Below are 17269 nucleotides of genomic sequence, written 5' to 3' on the forward strand. Positions count from 1 at the left end.
TCCGAGATGGTTGCGCCGTGGTAGCGCTGCCGCCGCAAATCCGCCGGTGTCCCACGGGCACCGCCCGCATCGGGCGGTGCCCGTGGGCCCGGTTGCTCAGGCCGTGGCGGCTTCCTCCTGCGGTGCCTTGCTGAAGGTGAGCTCGTCGCCGGAGACGTCCACGCGAATCAGATCGCCGGGTTCGTAGGTGCCGCTCAGGATGGCCTGGGCCAGCGGGTTCTCCACACGCTGCTGGATGATCCGCTTCAGCGGTCGGGCACCGTAGACCGGGTCGAAGCCCGCTTCGCCGAGCTTGTCCAGCGCGGCGTCGGAGAGCACGAGCGCCAGATCCCGCTCCTTGAGCCGCTGATTCAGATAGGCGGTCTGGATCTCGGTGATGTGGCGGATGTGCTCTCGGCCGAGGCCATGGAAGACCACCACGTCGTCGATGCGGTTGACGAACTCCGGGCGGAAGTGGTGCGTGACCTCATCCATGACCGCATTCTTCATCTCCTCGTAGCTGGAGCCCGCCTTCTCCTGGATGAGGTGCGAGCCCAGGTTCGAGGTCATCACGATCACGGTGTTGCGGAAGTCCACCGTGCGCCCGTGGCTGTCGGTGAGACGGCCGTCATCGAGCACCTGCAGCAGGATGTTGAACACGTCCGGATGCGCCTTCTCCACCTCGTCGAGCAGGATCACGGAGTAGGGTTTGCGGCGCACGTGCTCGGTGAGATAGCCGCCTTCTTCGTAGCCCACGTACCCCGGCGGTGCGCCCACCAGGCGGGCGACGGCATGGCGCTCCATGAACTCGGACATGTCGATGCGGATCATCGCCTCCTCGGTATCGAAGAGGAACGCCGCGAGCGCCTTGCACAGTTCCGTCTTGCCCACGCCCGTCGGGCCGAGGAAGAGGAACGAGCCGTTGGGGCGGTTGGGGTCGGAGAGGCCCGCGCGGGCACGGCGGATGGCGTTGGAGACCGCGCTGACCGCGGCATCCTGGCCGATGACCCGGCTGCGCAGGGCTTCTTCCATACGCAGGAGCTTGTCCTTCTCGCCCTCGAGCATCTTGGAGACCGGGATGCCGGTCCATTTCGAGACCACCTCGGCGATCTCCTCGTCGGTGACCTCCGTGCGCAGCAGCCGCATCTCCTGCATCTCGGCCTGGGACGCCATATCGAGCTGGCGCTCCAGCTCGGGGATGCGCCCGTACTGGAGCTCGGACATGCGTCCGAGGTCGCCGGCCCGGCGAGCGGTATCGAGCTCCTGACGGGCCTGCTCCAGGGCTTCCTTGATGCTCTGCGTCCCCTCGACCGCCGCCTTCTCGCTGTTCCAGACCTCCTCGAGCTCGCCGTAGCGCTGCTCGACCTCGGCGAGCTCCTCGTCGAGGGTCGCCAGGCGTTTCTTCGAGGCCTCGTCGGATTCCTTGGTGAGCGCCTCGCGTTCGATCTTCAGCTGGATGCGGCGGCGGTCGAGGCGGTCCATTTCCTCGGGCTTGGAGTCGATCTCGATGCGGATGCGGCTCGCCGCCTCGTCGATGAGGTCGATGGCCTTGTCCGGCAGGTGCCGGTCGGTGATGTAACGGTGCGAGAGCGTGGCCGCGGCGACGATCGCCGGGTCGGTGATCTCCACGCCGTGATGCACCTCGTAGCGTTCCTTCAAGCCGCGCAGAATGGCGACGGTGTCCTCGACGCTCGGTTCGTCCACCAGCACCTTCTGGAAGCGCCGCTCCAGCGCGGCGTCCTTCTCGATGTTCTGCCGGTACTCGTCCAGCGTGGTGGCACCGATGCAGTGCAGCTCACCCCGGGCCAGGGCCGGTTTCAGCATGTTGCCCGCATCCATGGAGCCCTCGGCCTTGCCGGCCCCGACGATGGTGTGAATCTCGTCGATGAACAGGATGATGCGGCCTTCCTGCTTGGCGAGATCCTTGAGCACGGCCTTCAGCCGCTCCTCGAACTCGCCGCGGTACTTCGCGCCGGCCACCAGCGCGCCCATGTCGAGCGACAGCAGGCGGCGGTCCTTGAGCGCGTCGGGCACCTCGCCATTGACGATGCGCTGGGCGAGACCCTCGACGATGGCGGTTTTGCCGACGCCGGGCTCGCCGATGAGCACCGGGTTGTTCTTGGTGCGGCGCTGGAGCACCTGCACCGTGCGCCGGATCTCGTCGTCGCGGCCGACGACCGGGTCCACCTTGCCCTGCTCGGCGCGCTCGGTGAGATCGATGGTGTATTTGTCCAGTGCCTGGCGCTGGTCCTCGGCGTTGGGGTCAGAGACGTTCTCGCCCCCGCGTACCTCCTCGATGGCGCGTTCCAGCGCCGCCTTGTCGGCGCCGGCGCGCTTGAGAATGGTTGCCGCTCTCGCCTTGTCGTCGCTGGCCAGTGCCAGCACGAACAACTCGCTGGAGACGTACTGGTCCTTGCGCTTCTGGGCGAGCTTGTCGGTGACGTTGAGCAGACGCCCCAGATCGTTGGCGATCTGCACGTCGCCGGCGGCGCCTTCCACTTGCGCGATGTGATCGAGGGCTTCGCCGAGCTGTGAGCGCAGGTAGTTGACGTTCACCCCCGCGTGCTGCAGGAGCTGACGTACGCCACCGCCTTCCTGGTCGAGCATGGCCACCAGCAGGTGCTCGGGCTCGATGAACTGGTGGTCGCGCCCCACCGCCAGTGACTGCGCCTCGGCCAGCGCGGCCTGGAATTTCGTCGTGAGCTTGTCCATTCGCATGAGCGGTAGACCTCGTCGGAAAAGTCGAATGCGTATCTGGGGGTGAAGATGGGGGATTGGGGCGGGGATTCCAACTCGCGCGAGTGAGTTGCAAGTTCCGAGTAGCAAGTTCAAAGGGGGAGGGTCGTGCCGTACGCCCCACGGCTCGCATGGATACATGGTGCCTGCGGCATCGAACTTTCCTCTTGAGACTCTTATCTAACATCCCTTACTAGCCGGGACCGAGCCATCGTGACGCAACCGCACGGTCTGACGTATGGCCCTCGGCCGTGATGGATCATGCCGGCCGCGGCGCACTTCGCATCGACCGCCCGCTGCGGTTGGCGAGCGCGCCAGTAGTTGACCTACATCGCGCCTGGAATGTCGGCCAGCGCTTCGCGCTCGCCAACCTACGACGATGCTGCCTCGTTAGCGACGCGACATCGCGCCGCCGGACGGCGGGGCGGAGGCTTTCAACTTTGAACTTTCACCTTGATTCTCGCGACTCGCGCGTGAGTCGCGTCCACGCCCACGGCGGCGCGCCGTCGCCGAAGCGCTCGAGCAGAAAGTCGATGAACGCGCGCACCTTGGCGGGGACGTGGCGCGTGTAGGGGTAGACGGCGTGGATGGCGAGCTCGGGGCCGCGGTGGTCGGGGAACAGGCGCACCAGCTCGCCGGCGCGCACGGCACGGTAGGCGATGAAATCCGGTGTGACGATGATGCCCACGCCTGCGCGTGCCGCGTCCACCAGCATCTCGCCGTTGTTGATCCGCACGCGGCCGGTGACCGGCACGCGGTGGACGGTGCCGTCCGGCGCCGTGAGCTGCCATTCCCGTGGTGGCCGGGCGTACGCGTAGATCAGGCCGTGGTGCGTTGCCAGTTCCCGGGGATGATCCGGACGGCCATGGCGGTCGAGGTAGTCGGGCGAGGCGCAGACCCAGCTCTCGCAAGGCGCGATGCGCCGGGCGATGAGGCTGGAGTCCTCGAGCGCGCTGATGCGTATGGAGAGGTCGTAGCCCTCCTCGACCAGGTCCACGAAGCGGTCGCCCAGGGTCACGTCCACGCTGAGCTCGGGGTAGCGCGCGAGGAATTCAGGCAGCGCCGGTGAAAGGTGTCCCAGCGCGAACGAGACGGGGACGTTGATGCACAACCGCCCGCGGGGGCGCGCCTGGAGATCGCCCACGGTGCGCTCGGCGTCGGCGAGATCCTCGATAATGCGGCTCGCGCGCTCGTAGAAGCGAATCCCCGGTTCGGTCAGGTGCAGTTGCCGGGTGCTCCGGTTGAACAGGCGCACCCCCAGGTGCCGCTCCAGGGCCTGGATCTGCTTGCTCACCACGGATTTCGACACGGCGAGCCGCTCCGCGGCAACGGTGAAGCTGCCCTCGTCGGCAACGCGGATGAAGGCCTGCATGGCTGCCAGCCGGTCCATGAACGATACCTCCGCGTGGTTTGTTTCTAATATTGCAACAGTATGTTCGCTTTCGCCGGGATTGTCTCTGTCAGTGATTTCTCTAGGCTCGGTACTCGGCATTCGAACCACTAGGGAGGAAACAGCGATGACCCGTGTATTGGTGCTTTACTACAGCATGTACAGCCACATCGAACGCCTGGCCGAAGAAGTCGCCACCGGTGCCCGCGAGGCGGGCGATGTCGAGGTCGTGGTCAAGCGCGTGCCGGAGACCATGCCGGAAGAGGCCGCCCGTGCGGCTGGCGCGAGCTACGACCGTACGGTACCCGAGGCGACCCCGGCGGAGCTCGCCGACTATGACGCAGTGATCTTCGGCACGCCCACCCGGTTCGGGAACATGGCCGGGCAGATGCGTACGTTCCTGGACCAGACCGGCGGCCTCTGGGCGAGCGGAGCGCTGGTGGGCAAGGTCGCGAGCGTGTTCACCTCCACCGGTACCGGTGCGGGCAACGAGAGCACGATCCTGAGCACGTGGCCGACGCTGGCGCACCACGGCATGGTGATCGTGGGGCTTCCGTACGCCAAGGGACAGGAGCTTTTCGACATCAGCGAGACCCGCGGCGGCTCGCCGTACGGGGCAGCCACCCTCGCCGGCGGCGACGGTAGCCGGCAGCCGAGTGACAAGGAGCTATCCCTGGCCCGCGCCCAGGGCCGGCATGTCACCGAGATCGCGGCGAAGCTCGCCGGGTGATCCGTGACGGCGCAGCGCCTGGTTCGCCCTGCGGGGCGGTGTCAGGCCGTAGGTCGGGAACCGCCGTCAGGCGGTACCCGACATGGATCGGGGGAACCGGCAGAGGTCGGCGGCAGGGTGCGCCCGGCCTCTGCGAATTGCTCTGCATGTGGGACAGCGTGATACGCGGGGAAGAACACAAAGCGCACGAAAGGGCGACAAAGCGTGCAAAGGGCGTCAAACGCCGTTTCGTCCTCGTGAGCCTGTTACTAATCCGATCACAGGTAATGCCACATGTCAGCGAGCCTGTCGGGCGTTCTCGCAAGGCGAAGCGCTACATGAGCGACGAGCAACGCCGCGAGAGCGCCCGACAGGCTCGCCCGAAGGGAGCGCTTGTGCGGCCCGGCTGCGGCGTTGCGCTCACTCGACGTGAGCCTTGCCACGCCTTCGCTCGCGCGCCTGGCAGCCGAATCGCACAAGCGCTCTGACACGTGGCATTACCTGTGATCGGATTAGTAGTTCCCGATGTCGCCCCGGTACGGTCAGAACTCGTAGCTCACCGTCGCACGCACGGTGCGTTCCGAGCCGAAGTAGCAGTAGTTGAGATCGAAGCACGAGGCCACGTAGTCGCGGTCGAAGAGGTTGTTGATATTCAGCCGCGCCGTCAGCCCGGGCATGCCGGCCGCCGCGAAGTCATAGCTGGCGCCGAAGTCCACGATGGCGTAATCCGGCACCTTGCGTGTGTTCTCCGGGTCCGCCCAGAGATCCGCGGTGTAGACCGCTCCGAGGCCGAGCTGGAGGCCGCGCAGGGTCTCGCCCGCGAAGCGGTAAGTGCCCCATACGGAAGCGCGGTGTCGGGGGGCCTGGTTGGCCTCGTTGCCCTGGGTGCCGTCGTCTGCACGCTCGTAGGAGACGTCGTTGTACGTATAGCTCGCGCGGACATCGAATTGCTCGGTAAGCCGGGTACGCGCCTCGAGCTCGACGCCCTGGGAGCGGATCTCGCCCACCGAGCGGTAGAAGGTCTCGTTGGGTTTCTTGGTGGCGACGTTCTCCAGGTCGATCCGGAACAGCGCCACGGAGAACTGATCCGACGGCCCGCGGGGCTGCACTTTCACGCCTGCTTCGTATTGGGTGCCCCGGGTCGGTGCGAGCAGATCGCCGTTCTCGTCTGTCTGGCTGTTGGGCCGGAACGACTCGGAGTAGCTGAGATACGGCGAGATGCCGCCGTCGAAGCGGTACAGCGCCCCGGCGCGGCCACTGAACTCGCTGGCGTCGGCGCCGGGCCCTTCGCCGGTGTCGGGGTCGACATTGGCGATCTCCACCCAGTCGTAGCGCCCGCCCAGGGAGAAATGCCAGCGGCCGGCGGCGAGCTGGTCCTGGAGGTAGACGCCGGTCTGCTCCAGGCTGCGGTCCTGCTTCGCGGAGGTGGTGATGGTGAGGGGGGCGGCGCCGTACTCCGGGTCGAAAGCGTCGATGGGCGGGAACGAGCCGGACTCCCAGGTCACGTCCGCACTGCGGTCCTGGTAGTCCAGACCGGCGAGCACGCGGTGATCGAGGGCGGCGGTGGCGAAGTCGAGCTGGAGCTGGTTGTCGATGGTGAAAGCGTCGAGCTCCTCGTCGGCGCCGGAGAAGTAGCGATTGAGCTCGGTCTCCGAGGCCCAGCCGTAGGCGTAGACCTGTTCCAGGTCCACGTCGGCGCGCACGTAGCGGGCATTCTGGCGGAACGAGAGGGTATCGCTGAAGGCGTGCTCGAGCTCGTAGCCGAACATGTTCTGTTTGCGCTGGAATTCCTCGAACGCCGGCTCGCCTTCGAAGAAGTGGCGGGAGATCGTGCGCCCGTTGCGCGGAAACAGGGTGCCCTCCGCCGGCAGGCCGCTGTGGGAGCCGCCCTCCGGGTCGTTCTGCAGGTATGCGCGCAGGGTCAGCCGTGTGTCCGTACCCAGATCCAGGGCGAGGGAGGGTGCCAGGGCGTAGCGCTCTTCCTCGAGGTGATCGAACTGCGTATCGGCACTGCGGGCGAGCCCCGTGAGACGAAACGCCGCCGTGTCGGAATTGCCCACCGGGCCGGTGACATCGAACCCGAGCCCGCGGGCATTCTGGTTGCCCACGCTCGCCTGTACCTGTCGGTATGGCGTGAACAACGGCTGTTTGCTGGTGAGCGCGACGATACCGCCGGGGGAGGCGCGACCGTAGAGCACGGACACCGGGCCTTTGACCACTTCGATGCGCTCGAGGAAGTAGGGGTCCACCTGCAGCGACGTGAACGTGCCGGCATCGCCGAGGAGCTTCAGCCCGTCGAGGAACGTATTGTCGATGCTGCCGCCGGAGAAGCCGCGGAGCACCAGGTAATCGTAGCGATTGGAGGCGCCGATCTGGTTGGCGAACACGCCCGGGGTGTAGCGCGTGGCGCGTTGCACCGTCTCCGAGCCCTGCTCGGTAACCTGCTCGCTGGTGATCACCGATACCGACTGCGGCGTTTCCAGGTACGGCGTTTGCGTCTTCGTGGCCGCCACCTGGTCGGTGATGTCCAGTGCGTCGAGCATCAATGGGGCATCGCCACCGGTGTCGGCGTCCGCCGCGGCCGCCCAGAGCGGGGTCATGGTGAGGGCCGCGGCGCAGAGTGCGGGCCCGACTGGCGTTGTTCTCATGTGTCCTCCTTGTGGCCGTCCCCGGGTCGGGAGGGCGGGGCAGAAGGCGGGGAAAGCTAACAGGTAAATTTGTGCAAATGCAAACGGTTTTTATTACGACTCGTATGAGGAGGTTGTCATGGGGTTGCTGATTGACGGTGTCTGGCACGATCAGTGGTACGACACCAAGCGCACCGGCGGACGTTTCGAACGCCCGGCGACGAAGTTCCACGACTGGATCGAGGCCGACCCGCGAGCGCGCTTCCCCGCGGAACCCGGCCGCTATCACCTCTATGCGTCCCTCGCGTGCCCGTGGGCACACCGGGCGTTGATCTTCCGGAAGCTCAAGGGTCTGGAAGATGTGATCAGCGTCTCCGTGGTGCATCCGTACATGGGCTCGCAGGGATGGCAGTTCGGCGAATATCCGGGTGCCACCCCGGACCACGTCAACGGCCACGACTACCTGCATCAGGTCTATACGCAGGCGCGAAGCGATTACACCGGCCGCGTCACCGTGCCCGTGCTCTGGGACAAGCACACGGGGACGATCGTCAACAACGAGTCCGCGGAGCTGATCCGTATGCTGAACTCGGCGTTCGACGCCTGGGGCGATGCCTCACTGGATTTCTATCCCGAGGCGTTGCGCGGTGAGATCGACGAGATCAATGCCTTCGTCTACGACCGCGTGAACAACGGCGTCTACAAGGCCGGTTTCGCCACGAGTCAGCAGGCGTACGAGGATGCAGTGGACCGGCTGTTCGAGGCCCTCGACGAGCTGGAGGACCGTCTCGGGCGACAGCGCTATCTCGTCGGGCAGCGTCTGACGGAGGCGGACTGGCGGCTTTTCACCACGCTGCTGCGCTTCGACCCGGTGTATGTGGGTCATTTCAAGTGCAATCGGCGGCGGTTGGTGGACTATCCGAACCTGTGGGCCTATATCCGCGAGCTCTACCAGGTGCCCGGTGTCGCCGATACCGTGAATCTGGATCACATCAAGCGTCACTACTACACCAGTCACCCGAGCATTAATCCCACGGGCATCATCCCCGTCGGGCCGGAGCTGGACTTGAGCGAGCCCCACGGCCGCGGGGCGTGATATCGTGACAGCCTTTACCCACGCATCGAGACAATGAGCGAGCGAAATACCAACAGCGCGGGCGCGGTACACGTCGGTGCCGCGCGTCTTCCCACGAAATGGGGCGAGTTCGTCATCCACGGCTTCGAGGAGCCCGGCGGTGGCCGTGAGCACGTCGCCCTGGTGATGGGCGATGTGGACGACGGCGCTCCCGTGCTCGCACGGGTGCATTCCGAGTGCCTGACCGGGGATGCGCTGTTCAGCCAGCGCTGCGATTGTGGCCCGCAGCTCGAGGCCGCGCTGGAGCGAATCGGCCGTGCCGGCCGTGGTGTTATCGTCTACCTGCGCCAGGAAGGCCGGGGGATCGGTCTGCTCAACAAGATCCGGGCCTACGCGGTACAGGACCGCGAGGGCGCGGACACGGTGGAGGCGAACGAGGCGCTGGGGTTCGCGGCGGATGCACGGGACTACACCATCGCCGCGGACATGCTGCGCTACCTCGGCGTGGGCGCGGTGCGGCTGCTCACCAACAACCCGCAGAAGGTCGAGGGGCTGGCGCGGGCGGGTGTCGAGGTGGCCGAGCGCGTGACGTTACAGGCCGGGCGTAATCCCCACAATCACGCGTATCTGGAAACCAAGGCCGCGAAGTTCGGCCACCTCTTCGACGACTGACCCCGCCCGGCAACAGGGCTAAGTGGGTACCCGGTAACTGGATTCGTCGAGCAGGTCCACGCCGCAGGGCAGTGCCTCGATCCAGTCGAGGAAGCGGTTGATCATCTCGCGGCCGTAGAACGGGCGCCCGTGCTGGGGTATGAGATAGTCGATGTCGAGTCCCCGCACCATCGCCGCCCACAAGCGGCAGGCCCGGTTGGCGACCATGTAGCGCCGATGGAAACCGCGCATGCTCGGGATGTGGGCATCGAAATCGGTGACCGGCTCGCCGGCGTCCCCATCCACCAGCGAGGCGCCCATGTCCCCCGAGAAGAGAATGCGCGCGGTGGGGTCGTAGAACTGGAAGTTGCCCACCGAATGCAGGAAGTGCGCCGGCAGGACTTTGATCGTGGATGCCCCGAGCGTGATCGAGCCGCCCTCGTCGGGCAGGCCGATGATCCGCTCGGCGAGTTTCGCGCTCTGGTAGCCGGGTACGAGATGGGGCAGAAACCGGGACCACAGCCGGGAGCACACGACACGGCAGTCCGTATACATCAGCCAGCGGTCCAGCGAGGCGATGATGTCCGGGTCCTGGTGCGAGGCGAGCACGTAGTCCAGCTCCTTGAGCCGTATGCGTCGGCCGACGTCGAGCGACAGTGGCGTGTAGGTGAGATCCCCGCCGGGGTCCACCAATGCGGCATCGTCACCGTCGAGAATCAGGAACTGGTTCGCCTGGATGCCGTGCTCGCCGGTCACCAGGCTCGAGAACGCGTAGCAGGCGTGCCGGCCGTCATTGTAGAGCTCTGTTGCCATCGCCGATTACTCATTCCTTGATGTGACTGGATCCGCCTGCCGCCCGGGGGCAGCAGTGTCCCGGAGCGGGCATGCGTCGTGCTTCCGGGGGCCGATCACGCCACTGCGACGCAGCCGCGTGCGGCGATACGGTAAGGGACACTAACGAATCGCCGGGAACGCTGATTGATCCAGATCAATCGCACCGGGCCTGTCGAGGATGAGTGTGGCGGTGGCGATGGCGCACACACCGAACGGCAGGTAGCCGGCGTAGCCGAGCAACGGCATCTCGAAGACGTGTAACGCGCCCACGTACGGGATCTCATAGGTCCAGCGCGCGAGGCTCGCCGTGTTCCACAGTTCCCAGAACACGCCGCAGACGAGCCCGGCCAGGGCAGCCAGCTCGAGCTCGCGCCAGTCTCCCCGTGCCAGCCCGTCGAGCAGACGGTGTTCGCCGCCGAAGCGCTGAACGGCGACGAGAATGGCCGTTGGCGCGAGCCAGACCACGGGGAAGAGCACCGCCGGGGCCAGTGGCAATGCCATCAGCGCTGCGATGCCCCCGGCGAGAGCCGCCACGGCCGCGCCGCGCGAAGCGGCGGGGCCAATCCGCGGGCATGGCTGGAAGGCGCGGCGCAGGCGAGTGGTCGCCAGGAGATCGCGGGTCGAGACCACGGCGGGGATGACGGTGGCGAAGGGTAGCGTCGAGACGAGGAAGTACCCCCATCCGGACAGCCCGCTGCCGCTGTACTGCCAGTTGCCGGCGAACTGGTTGAGGTACTCGAACAGCCACCAGAACGCCGCGCTCGCCGGGAAGAGTGCGAGCAGCCGCCACGGGTGCTCGGTGAGCAGGCAGCGTCCGGCGCGGTGCCGGGTGAGCCCTTGCATGACCACGACGTAGCCCAGCCACAGCGCGGTGAAGCTGTGCTCGCGCACGGTCGTCGCCACCGGCAGAAGCCCCCATGCCGACGCCCAGCTACCGACGAGCAGCACTGCCCCGGCCCAGCCCCAGTACGGCAGCCCCCAGCCCCTGGTGCGCCAGCCGTCGCGGTGCATGCGTGCAATCCACCACGTCAGCGGTGTGATCGCGACCAGCACCACCGCCAGTGCGAACGCGAACGCCCATGGATTCAGGTCCGGATGATCGATTGTCGGTGGCTGCGGCGGCCAGTGCAGGGTTTCGCCGATCGGCCGGTCGCCGAGTGCGAGACCCGCGAGCGGAGCGAGCGCGATCAGCGCCGTAGCGATCAGCGCCTGAGTGCCGCGACCATTTATCACGTTATGTTGATCTGTCATATGTCATCCGTGAATATACGCTCTTCGGACCGCGAGGGTGATATGGATACGCGAACCATCTGTCTGGGCGTTCTCGCCGGCGGCGAAGCCACCGGTTACGAGATCCGCAAATGCGTCTCCGAGTGCTTCGGCTATTTTCTCGACATCAGCCACGGGGCGATCTATCCCGCGCTCGCCTCGCTTCACGACGAAGGCCTGGTCGAGTGCACCGAGGTGCGCCAGAACGGACGTCCGGACAAGAAGGTCTATCGTCTCACCGAGGCCGGCGAGAACGCGCTGGAAGCCGGCTTGATGCGCTCCCCGGGGCGTCACCGCGTGCGTTCCGAATTCATCGGGTTGCTGCATTTCGCCAGCCGGCTGCCCCCGGAGCGCCTGGGGGCCCTGCTCGACGAGCGCGACGCCGACTTCGCGGCCATGCTGGCCTATGCGCGCTCCTGCGGCGACGACGAACACTTGCATGCCGGCGAACGCTTTGCCGCTGGGCTCGGGGAGGCAATGCTCACGGCGGGGCTCGATTACCTGCGCCGCGAGCGGCCCCGGCTGGAGCGCGAACACACGCGGGAATATCTGCAGACCAAGGAAGAGGCGGCACATGAGAGATAAGTCCTGGTTGCTGGCGGCGCTCGTGGCTGCCGCGTTGGTGTTGTGGATGGTGAGCGGCTACGTGGTGCGCGGTGGTGAACGCGCTCGCACGGAGCCGGACGTCGAAGAAGCACCGGACGCGCCGGTGACCACCGTGCAGGTCCGTGAGCAGCGCGCAGAGGCGGTGACGCGGCGTCTGGAGCTTCAGGGGCAGGCGCTGCCCGAGCGTGTGGTGACCATACGCGCCGAAGTGACTGGCCGGGTGCGGGCGGTGCCGGTCGCCAAGGGTGGACGGGTGGAAGCCGGGACGGTCATTGCCGAGTTGGCCCAGAACGACCGCCAGGCCCGGCTGCAGGAGGCCCAGGCACTGGTGAAACAGCGTCAGGCCGAGGCCGAGGCCGCGCGCAAGCTTGCCGACAGTGGTTATCAGTCCGATACCCGGGTCCGCGCCGCCGACGCCGCCCTGGAAGCGGCGCGGGCACGGCTCGCGACGATCCGCGAGGAGATCGACCAGACCCGGATCACCTCGGCGTTCGCCGGCGTGCTCGACGAACGACATGTCGAGGAAGGCGACTATCTTGCTCCGGGTGATCCGGTGGGCCGGATCGTGGATCTGGACCCGTTGCGGATCGCGGTGAACGTCTCCCAGCAGGACATCGACAGCGTCACAGAGGGCGTGCAGGCACAGGCACGCTTCGCCACCGGCGAGCAGCGCGAGGCGACGGTGCGGTATATCGCTTCCGAGGCCACCGAGCAGACGCGTACCTTCCGCGTGGAGCTGGAAGTGGCCAACGCCGACGTGCGCATTCCCGCCGGGGTGAGCGTCACCGTGCGCATCCCCATCGAGACGGTGCGAGCCCACTTTCTCTCGCCGGCGTTGCTCGCCCTCAACGACGAAGGGGCACTGGGCGTGAAGACAGTCGCCGGCGACGGGCGTGTTGCTTTCCATCCGGTGGAGGTGGTGCGCGCCGAGCTCGACGGCGTGTGGGTCACCGGCCTGCCGGAGGCGGTAAGGCTCATTACCGTGGGGCACGGATTCGTCCGCCACGGCGAGCCGGTCAAGGCGGTGACTGCCGGGGAATCGCCGCTGGACCTCAATGGACACGCCGGGCGTGACGCGCTCGCGCTCGCGCTCGAGCGGGGCTGAGCACGATGCGCCGATTGATCGACGCGGCATTCGGCCGCAGCCGCACCGTGATGCTGCTGCTCGTCATCATCATGGTGATGGGCTGGGGCGCTTATCGCAGCATTCCCAAGGAGGCGGAGCCGGACGTTGCGATTCCCATCATTTACGTCTCCGCCGCCCATGAAGGCATATCCCCCGAGGATGCGGAGAGGCTGCTGGCACGCCCCCTCGAGAAGGAGTTGCAGTCCATCGAGGGCGTCAAGGAGATGCGCACTACCGCCGCCCAGGGGTATACGGCCATCGTCATGGAGTTCGAGGCGGGCTTCGATGCCGAGGAGGCCCTGGCGGACGTGCGCGAGCAGGTGGATATCGCCAAGGCGCAGTTGCCGCCGGAGACCGACGAGCCGCGCGTCCACGAGGTGAACGTCGCGCTCTTTCCGGTGCTCACCGTAGCGCTCTCCGGCCCCGTTCCGGAGCGCACGCTGGTGCGCATCGCGCGGGATCTGCAGGACCGGCTGGAAGGGTTGTCGGGGGTGCTGGAGGCGGACATCGGCGGTGACCGCGAGGAAGTCCTCGAGGTAATCGTCGACAACCGCACCATGGAAACCTACGGCGTTTCCTACGCGAATCTCTTCGAGCTGTTCTCGAGCAACAACCTGCTGGTGGCTGCCGGGGCGATGGATACCGGAGCCGGACGGCTGACGGTGAAGGTTCCCGGACTGATCGAGAATCTTCAGGACGTGCTGACCCTCCCCGTGAAGGTGGACGGTGACCGGGTGGTCACTTTTTCCGACGTGGCCAGCATTCGCCGCACGTACAAGGACCCGGAAGAGTTCGCCCGGGTTGGCGGGCAACCGGCTCTGACCCTGGAGGTCTCCAAGCGGGTCGGCGCCAACATCATCGAGACCATCGAGGCCGCTCGCGCGGTGGTGGAGAAAGCGCGTGAGGACTGGCCCGACTCGCTCGAGGTCGCCTATCTCCAGGACAAGTCCGAGGAGATCCGCACCATGCTGCGCGATCTGCAGAACAACGTCCTCGCCGCCGTGGTGCTGGTGATGATCGTCATCATCGCCGCGCTCGGCTGGCGGCCGGCGTTGCTGGTGGGGCTGACGATTCCCGGATCGTTCCTCGCCGGCATCCTCACCATTCACCTGCTTGGCTATACCATGAACATCGTGGTGCTGTTCAGCCTCATTCTCGTGGTGGGGATGCTGGTCGACGGCGCCATCGTGGTGGTGGAGCTCGCCGAACGACGCCTCGCCGAGGGCTGGGGACGGCGTGACGCCTATGCCTATGGCGCCCGGCGTATGGCCTGGCCGGTAATCGCGTCCACGGCGACGACCCTTGCGGTCTTCCTGCCGCTGACGGTCTGGCCCGGCGTGGTGGGCGAGTTCATGAAGTTCCTGCCGATCACCGTGCTCATCACGCTCACGGCGTCGCTGGCCATGGCGCTGGTGTTCATTCCGGTGCTCGGTGGGCTCATCGCCCGGCGCGGGCGTGTCAGCGAGGCCAACGTTGCGGCGCTGGCGGCCGCCGAGCGTGGCGACATCGGCGCGTTGCACGGGTTCACGCGGGCCTATGCGCGATTGCTGAAAGGCGCGCTCGTGCTGCCCGGGGGCGTGCTCGCGGTCATGGTGGCGGCGCTGCTGGGCACCTACACCGCGTATTACTACCTGGGCCAGGGGATGGAGTTCTTCCCCGACGTGGAGCCTGAGTTCGCCCAGGTGCAGGTTCATGCCCGGGGCGACCTGTCGGTGTGGGAGAAGGATTCCCTGGTGCGGTCCGTCGAGCAGCGTCTGCTCGGTTTCGACGGTGTCGAGCATGTCTACGCGCGTACCGTGAGCGATGTACAGGGGCGCCAGAATGCAGCGCCGGACACCATCGGCATCATTCAGCTCGAGTTTCGCGATTGGGACGAGCGTCGCCCCGCCGCCGAGATCATGGCCGACATGCGGCGTGCCACCGGCGAGCTGCCGGGCATCGGCGTCGAAGTGCGCAAGGCTGAATCCGGCCCCACCCAGGGCAAGCCCATACAGGTCCAGGTGGCCGCCACGGACCTTGGCGTGCTCGAAACGGCGGTGGAGCGGGTGCGCGCGGTCATGAACCGGCTGGGCGGCTTCGCGGACGTGGAAGACAACCGGCCGCTGCCCGGCGTGGAGTGGCGCGTGCGCGTGGACCGCGAGCAGGCGGCACGCTACGGCGCCAATATCCAGCTCGTCGGCAATGCCGTTCAGATGGTGACCAACGGGATCAAGGTGGCGGATTACCGGCCCGACGACGCCGACGAGGAAGTCGACATTCGCGTGCGCTTCCCGCGCGCCGATCGCAGCCTCGACACCCTGGACCAGCTACGTGTGCCCACGGACTACGGTCAGGTGCCCATCGCCAACTTCGTCACCCTGGAGCCGGCGAAACGCACCGGCACAATCGAGCGCGTGGATGCCCGGCGCGTGTTCAAGGTGGAGGCGGACGCTGCCGAAGGCCGTCTGGTGAATACCCAGGTACAGCGGCTCAAGGACGCGCTGGCGTCGGCGGACCTGCCGCAAGGCGTGGATATTTCTTTCGCCGGCCAGGACGAGGATCAGCGCGAGACCCAGGCCTTTCTCATGCAGGCGTTCGGGGTGGCGGTCATGTTCATGGCGCTGTTCCTGGTGACCCAGTTCAACAGCATCTACCAGGCGTTGATGGTGCTCTCGGCGATCGTCTTCTCCACTGCCGGTGTGTTGCTGGGGCTGATGGTCACCCAGCGGCCGTTCGGCATCGTCATGGGCGGTGTCGGCATGATCGCGCTGGCGGGTATCGTCGTGAACAACAACATCGTGCTCATCGATACCTACAACACGCTGCGCGCCGAAGGCGTGCCGCCGCGGGACGCGATCCTGCGCACGGCCGTTCAGCGTCTGCGTCCGGTGCTGCTGACTTCCATTACCACCGTGCTCGGCCTGATGCCCATGGTGCTCAAGCTCAACGTGGACATCATTGGCCGGGAGATTCAGTACAACTCCCCGTCCACCCAGTGGTGGGCCCAGCTATCCAGCGCCATCGCCGGCGGCCTGACCTTCGCTACCATACTCACGCTGCTGCTCACCCCCTGCCTGCTGATGCTCGGCGCCAACGTCAATGCCGCCTGGCAACGCTGGCGCTCGCGTGGCGAGGAGATGACGGCTTAGGGGCGTTGGGTCACCCGGACGTCAGGACTACCAGGCTGTGATGCTGCGTTGCCGGTCAATTGCGCTGTGCATGACCATCGCTGAACAGTCGCCGCAGGTCGGCGAGCGCACAGCGCTGGCCGACATACCCGTCGCAGAGATGTCGGCTGCCAAGTGCAGCCGACCTACCCGGCTTCCGGCACGCGCCGGCGCCGTAGGTCGGTTGCTCTTGGCAACCGACTCTCCCCCGCGCGGGCTCCGCCTGTCGTACCCGGCAGCCGACACCCGTCCCACAGGTTGACCGATGTTGGGCACCGCCTGCGGCGGTCCCCGACGTGCGCTGGTACGTTGGCGCAATGCGGAGGTCGCGGCGTAGCGGGGATTGACTGCCAGGACGCGAAGCCACACCAACGGATGCAAGGACGGGAGAAGTCCAGCGTGGAGTTCCTGCCTGCCTCATTGTTTTCGTGTGACTTTCGAGTCGTTGTGGTTCCCCCGCGCTAGGAGGCAGGGGTCGTCACGGCGATGGTTGACTTCGAGCCCGCAGTGGCCGGGAGAATACAACGTTGCGATTGTGGGTTGAATGCGCAAAGGCGATGCGATGGCAACGGAAGATGCACGAACATGGCCTCGCCTGTCGTTCTCGGACTGCCTCGATGAGGCCGGGCGGTTGGTCCTGGCGCGGATGCGATATCTTCTGCTCCTCGTGGGGTTGCCAGCGGCCGTGTATTTGGCCGTATTGATGGCCTGGCAGTGGTTTTCGGCTTCGGGTAAGGGGCCCTTGTTAGCCGAGGAGGCGCAGTGGGCCGCGGTCAGTGGCGTTGCTTACTTCGCTGCGATTGTATGTCTGACGGTGGCGCTGCACCGGTTATTCATACTTGGCGGCTCCGGGCTGCCCGCCGGGATACCGGTTCGTCTCGGGGTGCGCGAGTTGAAGTTCACGGCGCTTGCCGCAGGTCTGTGTGTTGTGACCGTCGTGCCGACCGTTATTGTGGCCATGGCGGCCATAGGCGTGAACCTGCTGCTGTTCGCGATCATCGTCGGCTGTGTCCCGCTTGCTATCGGTTTCGTCCTGGCACCCCTTTACTAATCTTCTCAGAAGTATTGTCATACGTCAGAGCACCACAGCGGCCCGGGGGCAAGACGCGTTCGCGCCGGCG

General features: G+C 66.4%; 12 protein-coding genes. 7 read left to right on the forward strand and 5 right to left on the reverse strand.

Annotated features, from left to right (window positions below; all coding sequences use genetic code 11):
* Positions 1-96 precede the first annotated feature (96 nt).
* Both clpB and ACPEES_RS14290 read right to left on the reverse strand, forming a co-directional pair.
* Positions 97-2697, reverse strand: a complete 2601-nt coding sequence (clpB, locus tag ACPEES_RS14285) for an ATP-dependent chaperone ClpB (RefSeq protein ID WP_435104193.1) — start codon at positions 2695-2697, stop codon at positions 97-99.
* 466 nt (positions 2698-3163) lie between these two features.
* Positions 3164-4105, reverse strand: a complete 942-nt coding sequence (locus ACPEES_RS14290; RefSeq protein ID WP_435104194.1) for a LysR family transcriptional regulator — start codon at positions 4103-4105, stop codon at positions 3164-3166.
* Positions 4106-4232: 127 nt separating this feature from the next.
* Between ACPEES_RS14290 and wrbA the strand changes: the two genes are divergently transcribed.
* Positions 4233-4835: an NAD(P)H:quinone oxidoreductase gene (gene wrbA, locus ACPEES_RS14295; protein ID WP_435104195.1), complete on the forward strand. Its 603-nt coding sequence runs from the start codon at positions 4233-4235 to the stop codon at positions 4833-4835.
* A 521-nt stretch (positions 4836-5356) separates the two neighbouring features.
* Here the strand turns inward: wrbA and ACPEES_RS14300 are convergent.
* Entirely contained in the window at positions 5357-7462 is a 2106-nt protein-coding gene (locus tag ACPEES_RS14300) for a TonB-dependent siderophore receptor (protein ID WP_435104196.1), read from the reverse strand.
* A gap of 118 nt (positions 7463-7580) precedes the next feature.
* On the opposite strand from ACPEES_RS14300, the gene ACPEES_RS14305 reads away from it, so the two are divergent.
* Positions 7581-8537, forward strand: a complete 957-nt coding sequence (locus tag ACPEES_RS14305) for a glutathione S-transferase family protein (protein ID WP_435104197.1) — start codon at positions 7581-7583, stop codon at positions 8535-8537.
* A 33-nt stretch (positions 8538-8570) separates the two neighbouring features.
* Complete coding sequence (gene ribA, locus ACPEES_RS14310; protein ID WP_435104198.1) at positions 8571-9188, forward strand: GTP cyclohydrolase II; 618 nt, start codon at positions 8571-8573, stop codon at positions 9186-9188.
* A gap of 18 nt (positions 9189-9206) precedes the next feature.
* On the opposite strand, the gene ACPEES_RS14315 is transcribed toward ribA, so the two are convergent.
* Both ACPEES_RS14315 and ACPEES_RS14320 read right to left on the reverse strand, forming a co-directional pair.
* Positions 9207-9980, reverse strand: a complete 774-nt coding sequence (locus ACPEES_RS14315) for an MBL fold metallo-hydrolase (RefSeq protein ID WP_435104199.1) — start codon at positions 9978-9980, stop codon at positions 9207-9209.
* A 141-nt stretch (positions 9981-10121) separates the two neighbouring features.
* On the reverse strand, positions 10122-11252 hold the full coding sequence (locus ACPEES_RS14320; protein ID WP_435104200.1) for a hypothetical protein: 1131 nt from the start codon (positions 11250-11252) through the stop codon (positions 10122-10124).
* A 42-nt stretch (positions 11253-11294) separates the two neighbouring features.
* On the opposite strand from ACPEES_RS14320, the gene ACPEES_RS14325 reads away from it, so the two are divergent.
* The 4 genes from ACPEES_RS14325 to ACPEES_RS14340 all read left to right on the forward strand — a co-directional run bounded on the left by ACPEES_RS14325 (position 11295) and on the right by ACPEES_RS14340 (position 17199).
* Positions 11295-11855, forward strand: coding sequence for a PadR family transcriptional regulator (locus ACPEES_RS14325; RefSeq protein ID WP_435104201.1), 561 nt, complete (start codon positions 11295-11297; stop codon positions 11853-11855).
* The gene (locus tag ACPEES_RS14330; RefSeq protein WP_435104202.1) at positions 11845-12981 is read left to right on the forward strand and encodes an efflux RND transporter periplasmic adaptor subunit; all 1137 of its coding nucleotides are present in this window, start codon (positions 11845-11847) and stop codon (positions 12979-12981) included. Before ACPEES_RS14325 ends, ACPEES_RS14330 begins: the two co-directional genes overlap by 11 nt.
* Before the next feature lie 5 nt (positions 12982-12986).
* Positions 12987-16130: an efflux RND transporter permease subunit gene (locus ACPEES_RS14335; RefSeq protein WP_435104203.1), complete on the forward strand. Its 3144-nt coding sequence runs from the start codon at positions 12987-12989 to the stop codon at positions 16128-16130.
* 562 nt (positions 16131-16692) lie between these two features.
* Positions 16693-17199 carry a hypothetical protein gene (locus ACPEES_RS14340; RefSeq protein ID WP_435104204.1) on the forward strand — a complete coding sequence of 169 codons (507 nt, stop codon included), beginning with the start codon at positions 16693-16695 and terminating at the stop codon, positions 17197-17199.
* The last annotated feature ends 70 nt before the right edge of the window (positions 17200-17269 follow it).

Source organism: Arhodomonas sp. AD133, assembly GCF_051195215.1.
Lineage (GTDB): Bacteria > Pseudomonadota > Gammaproteobacteria > Nitrococcales > Nitrococcaceae > Arhodomonas.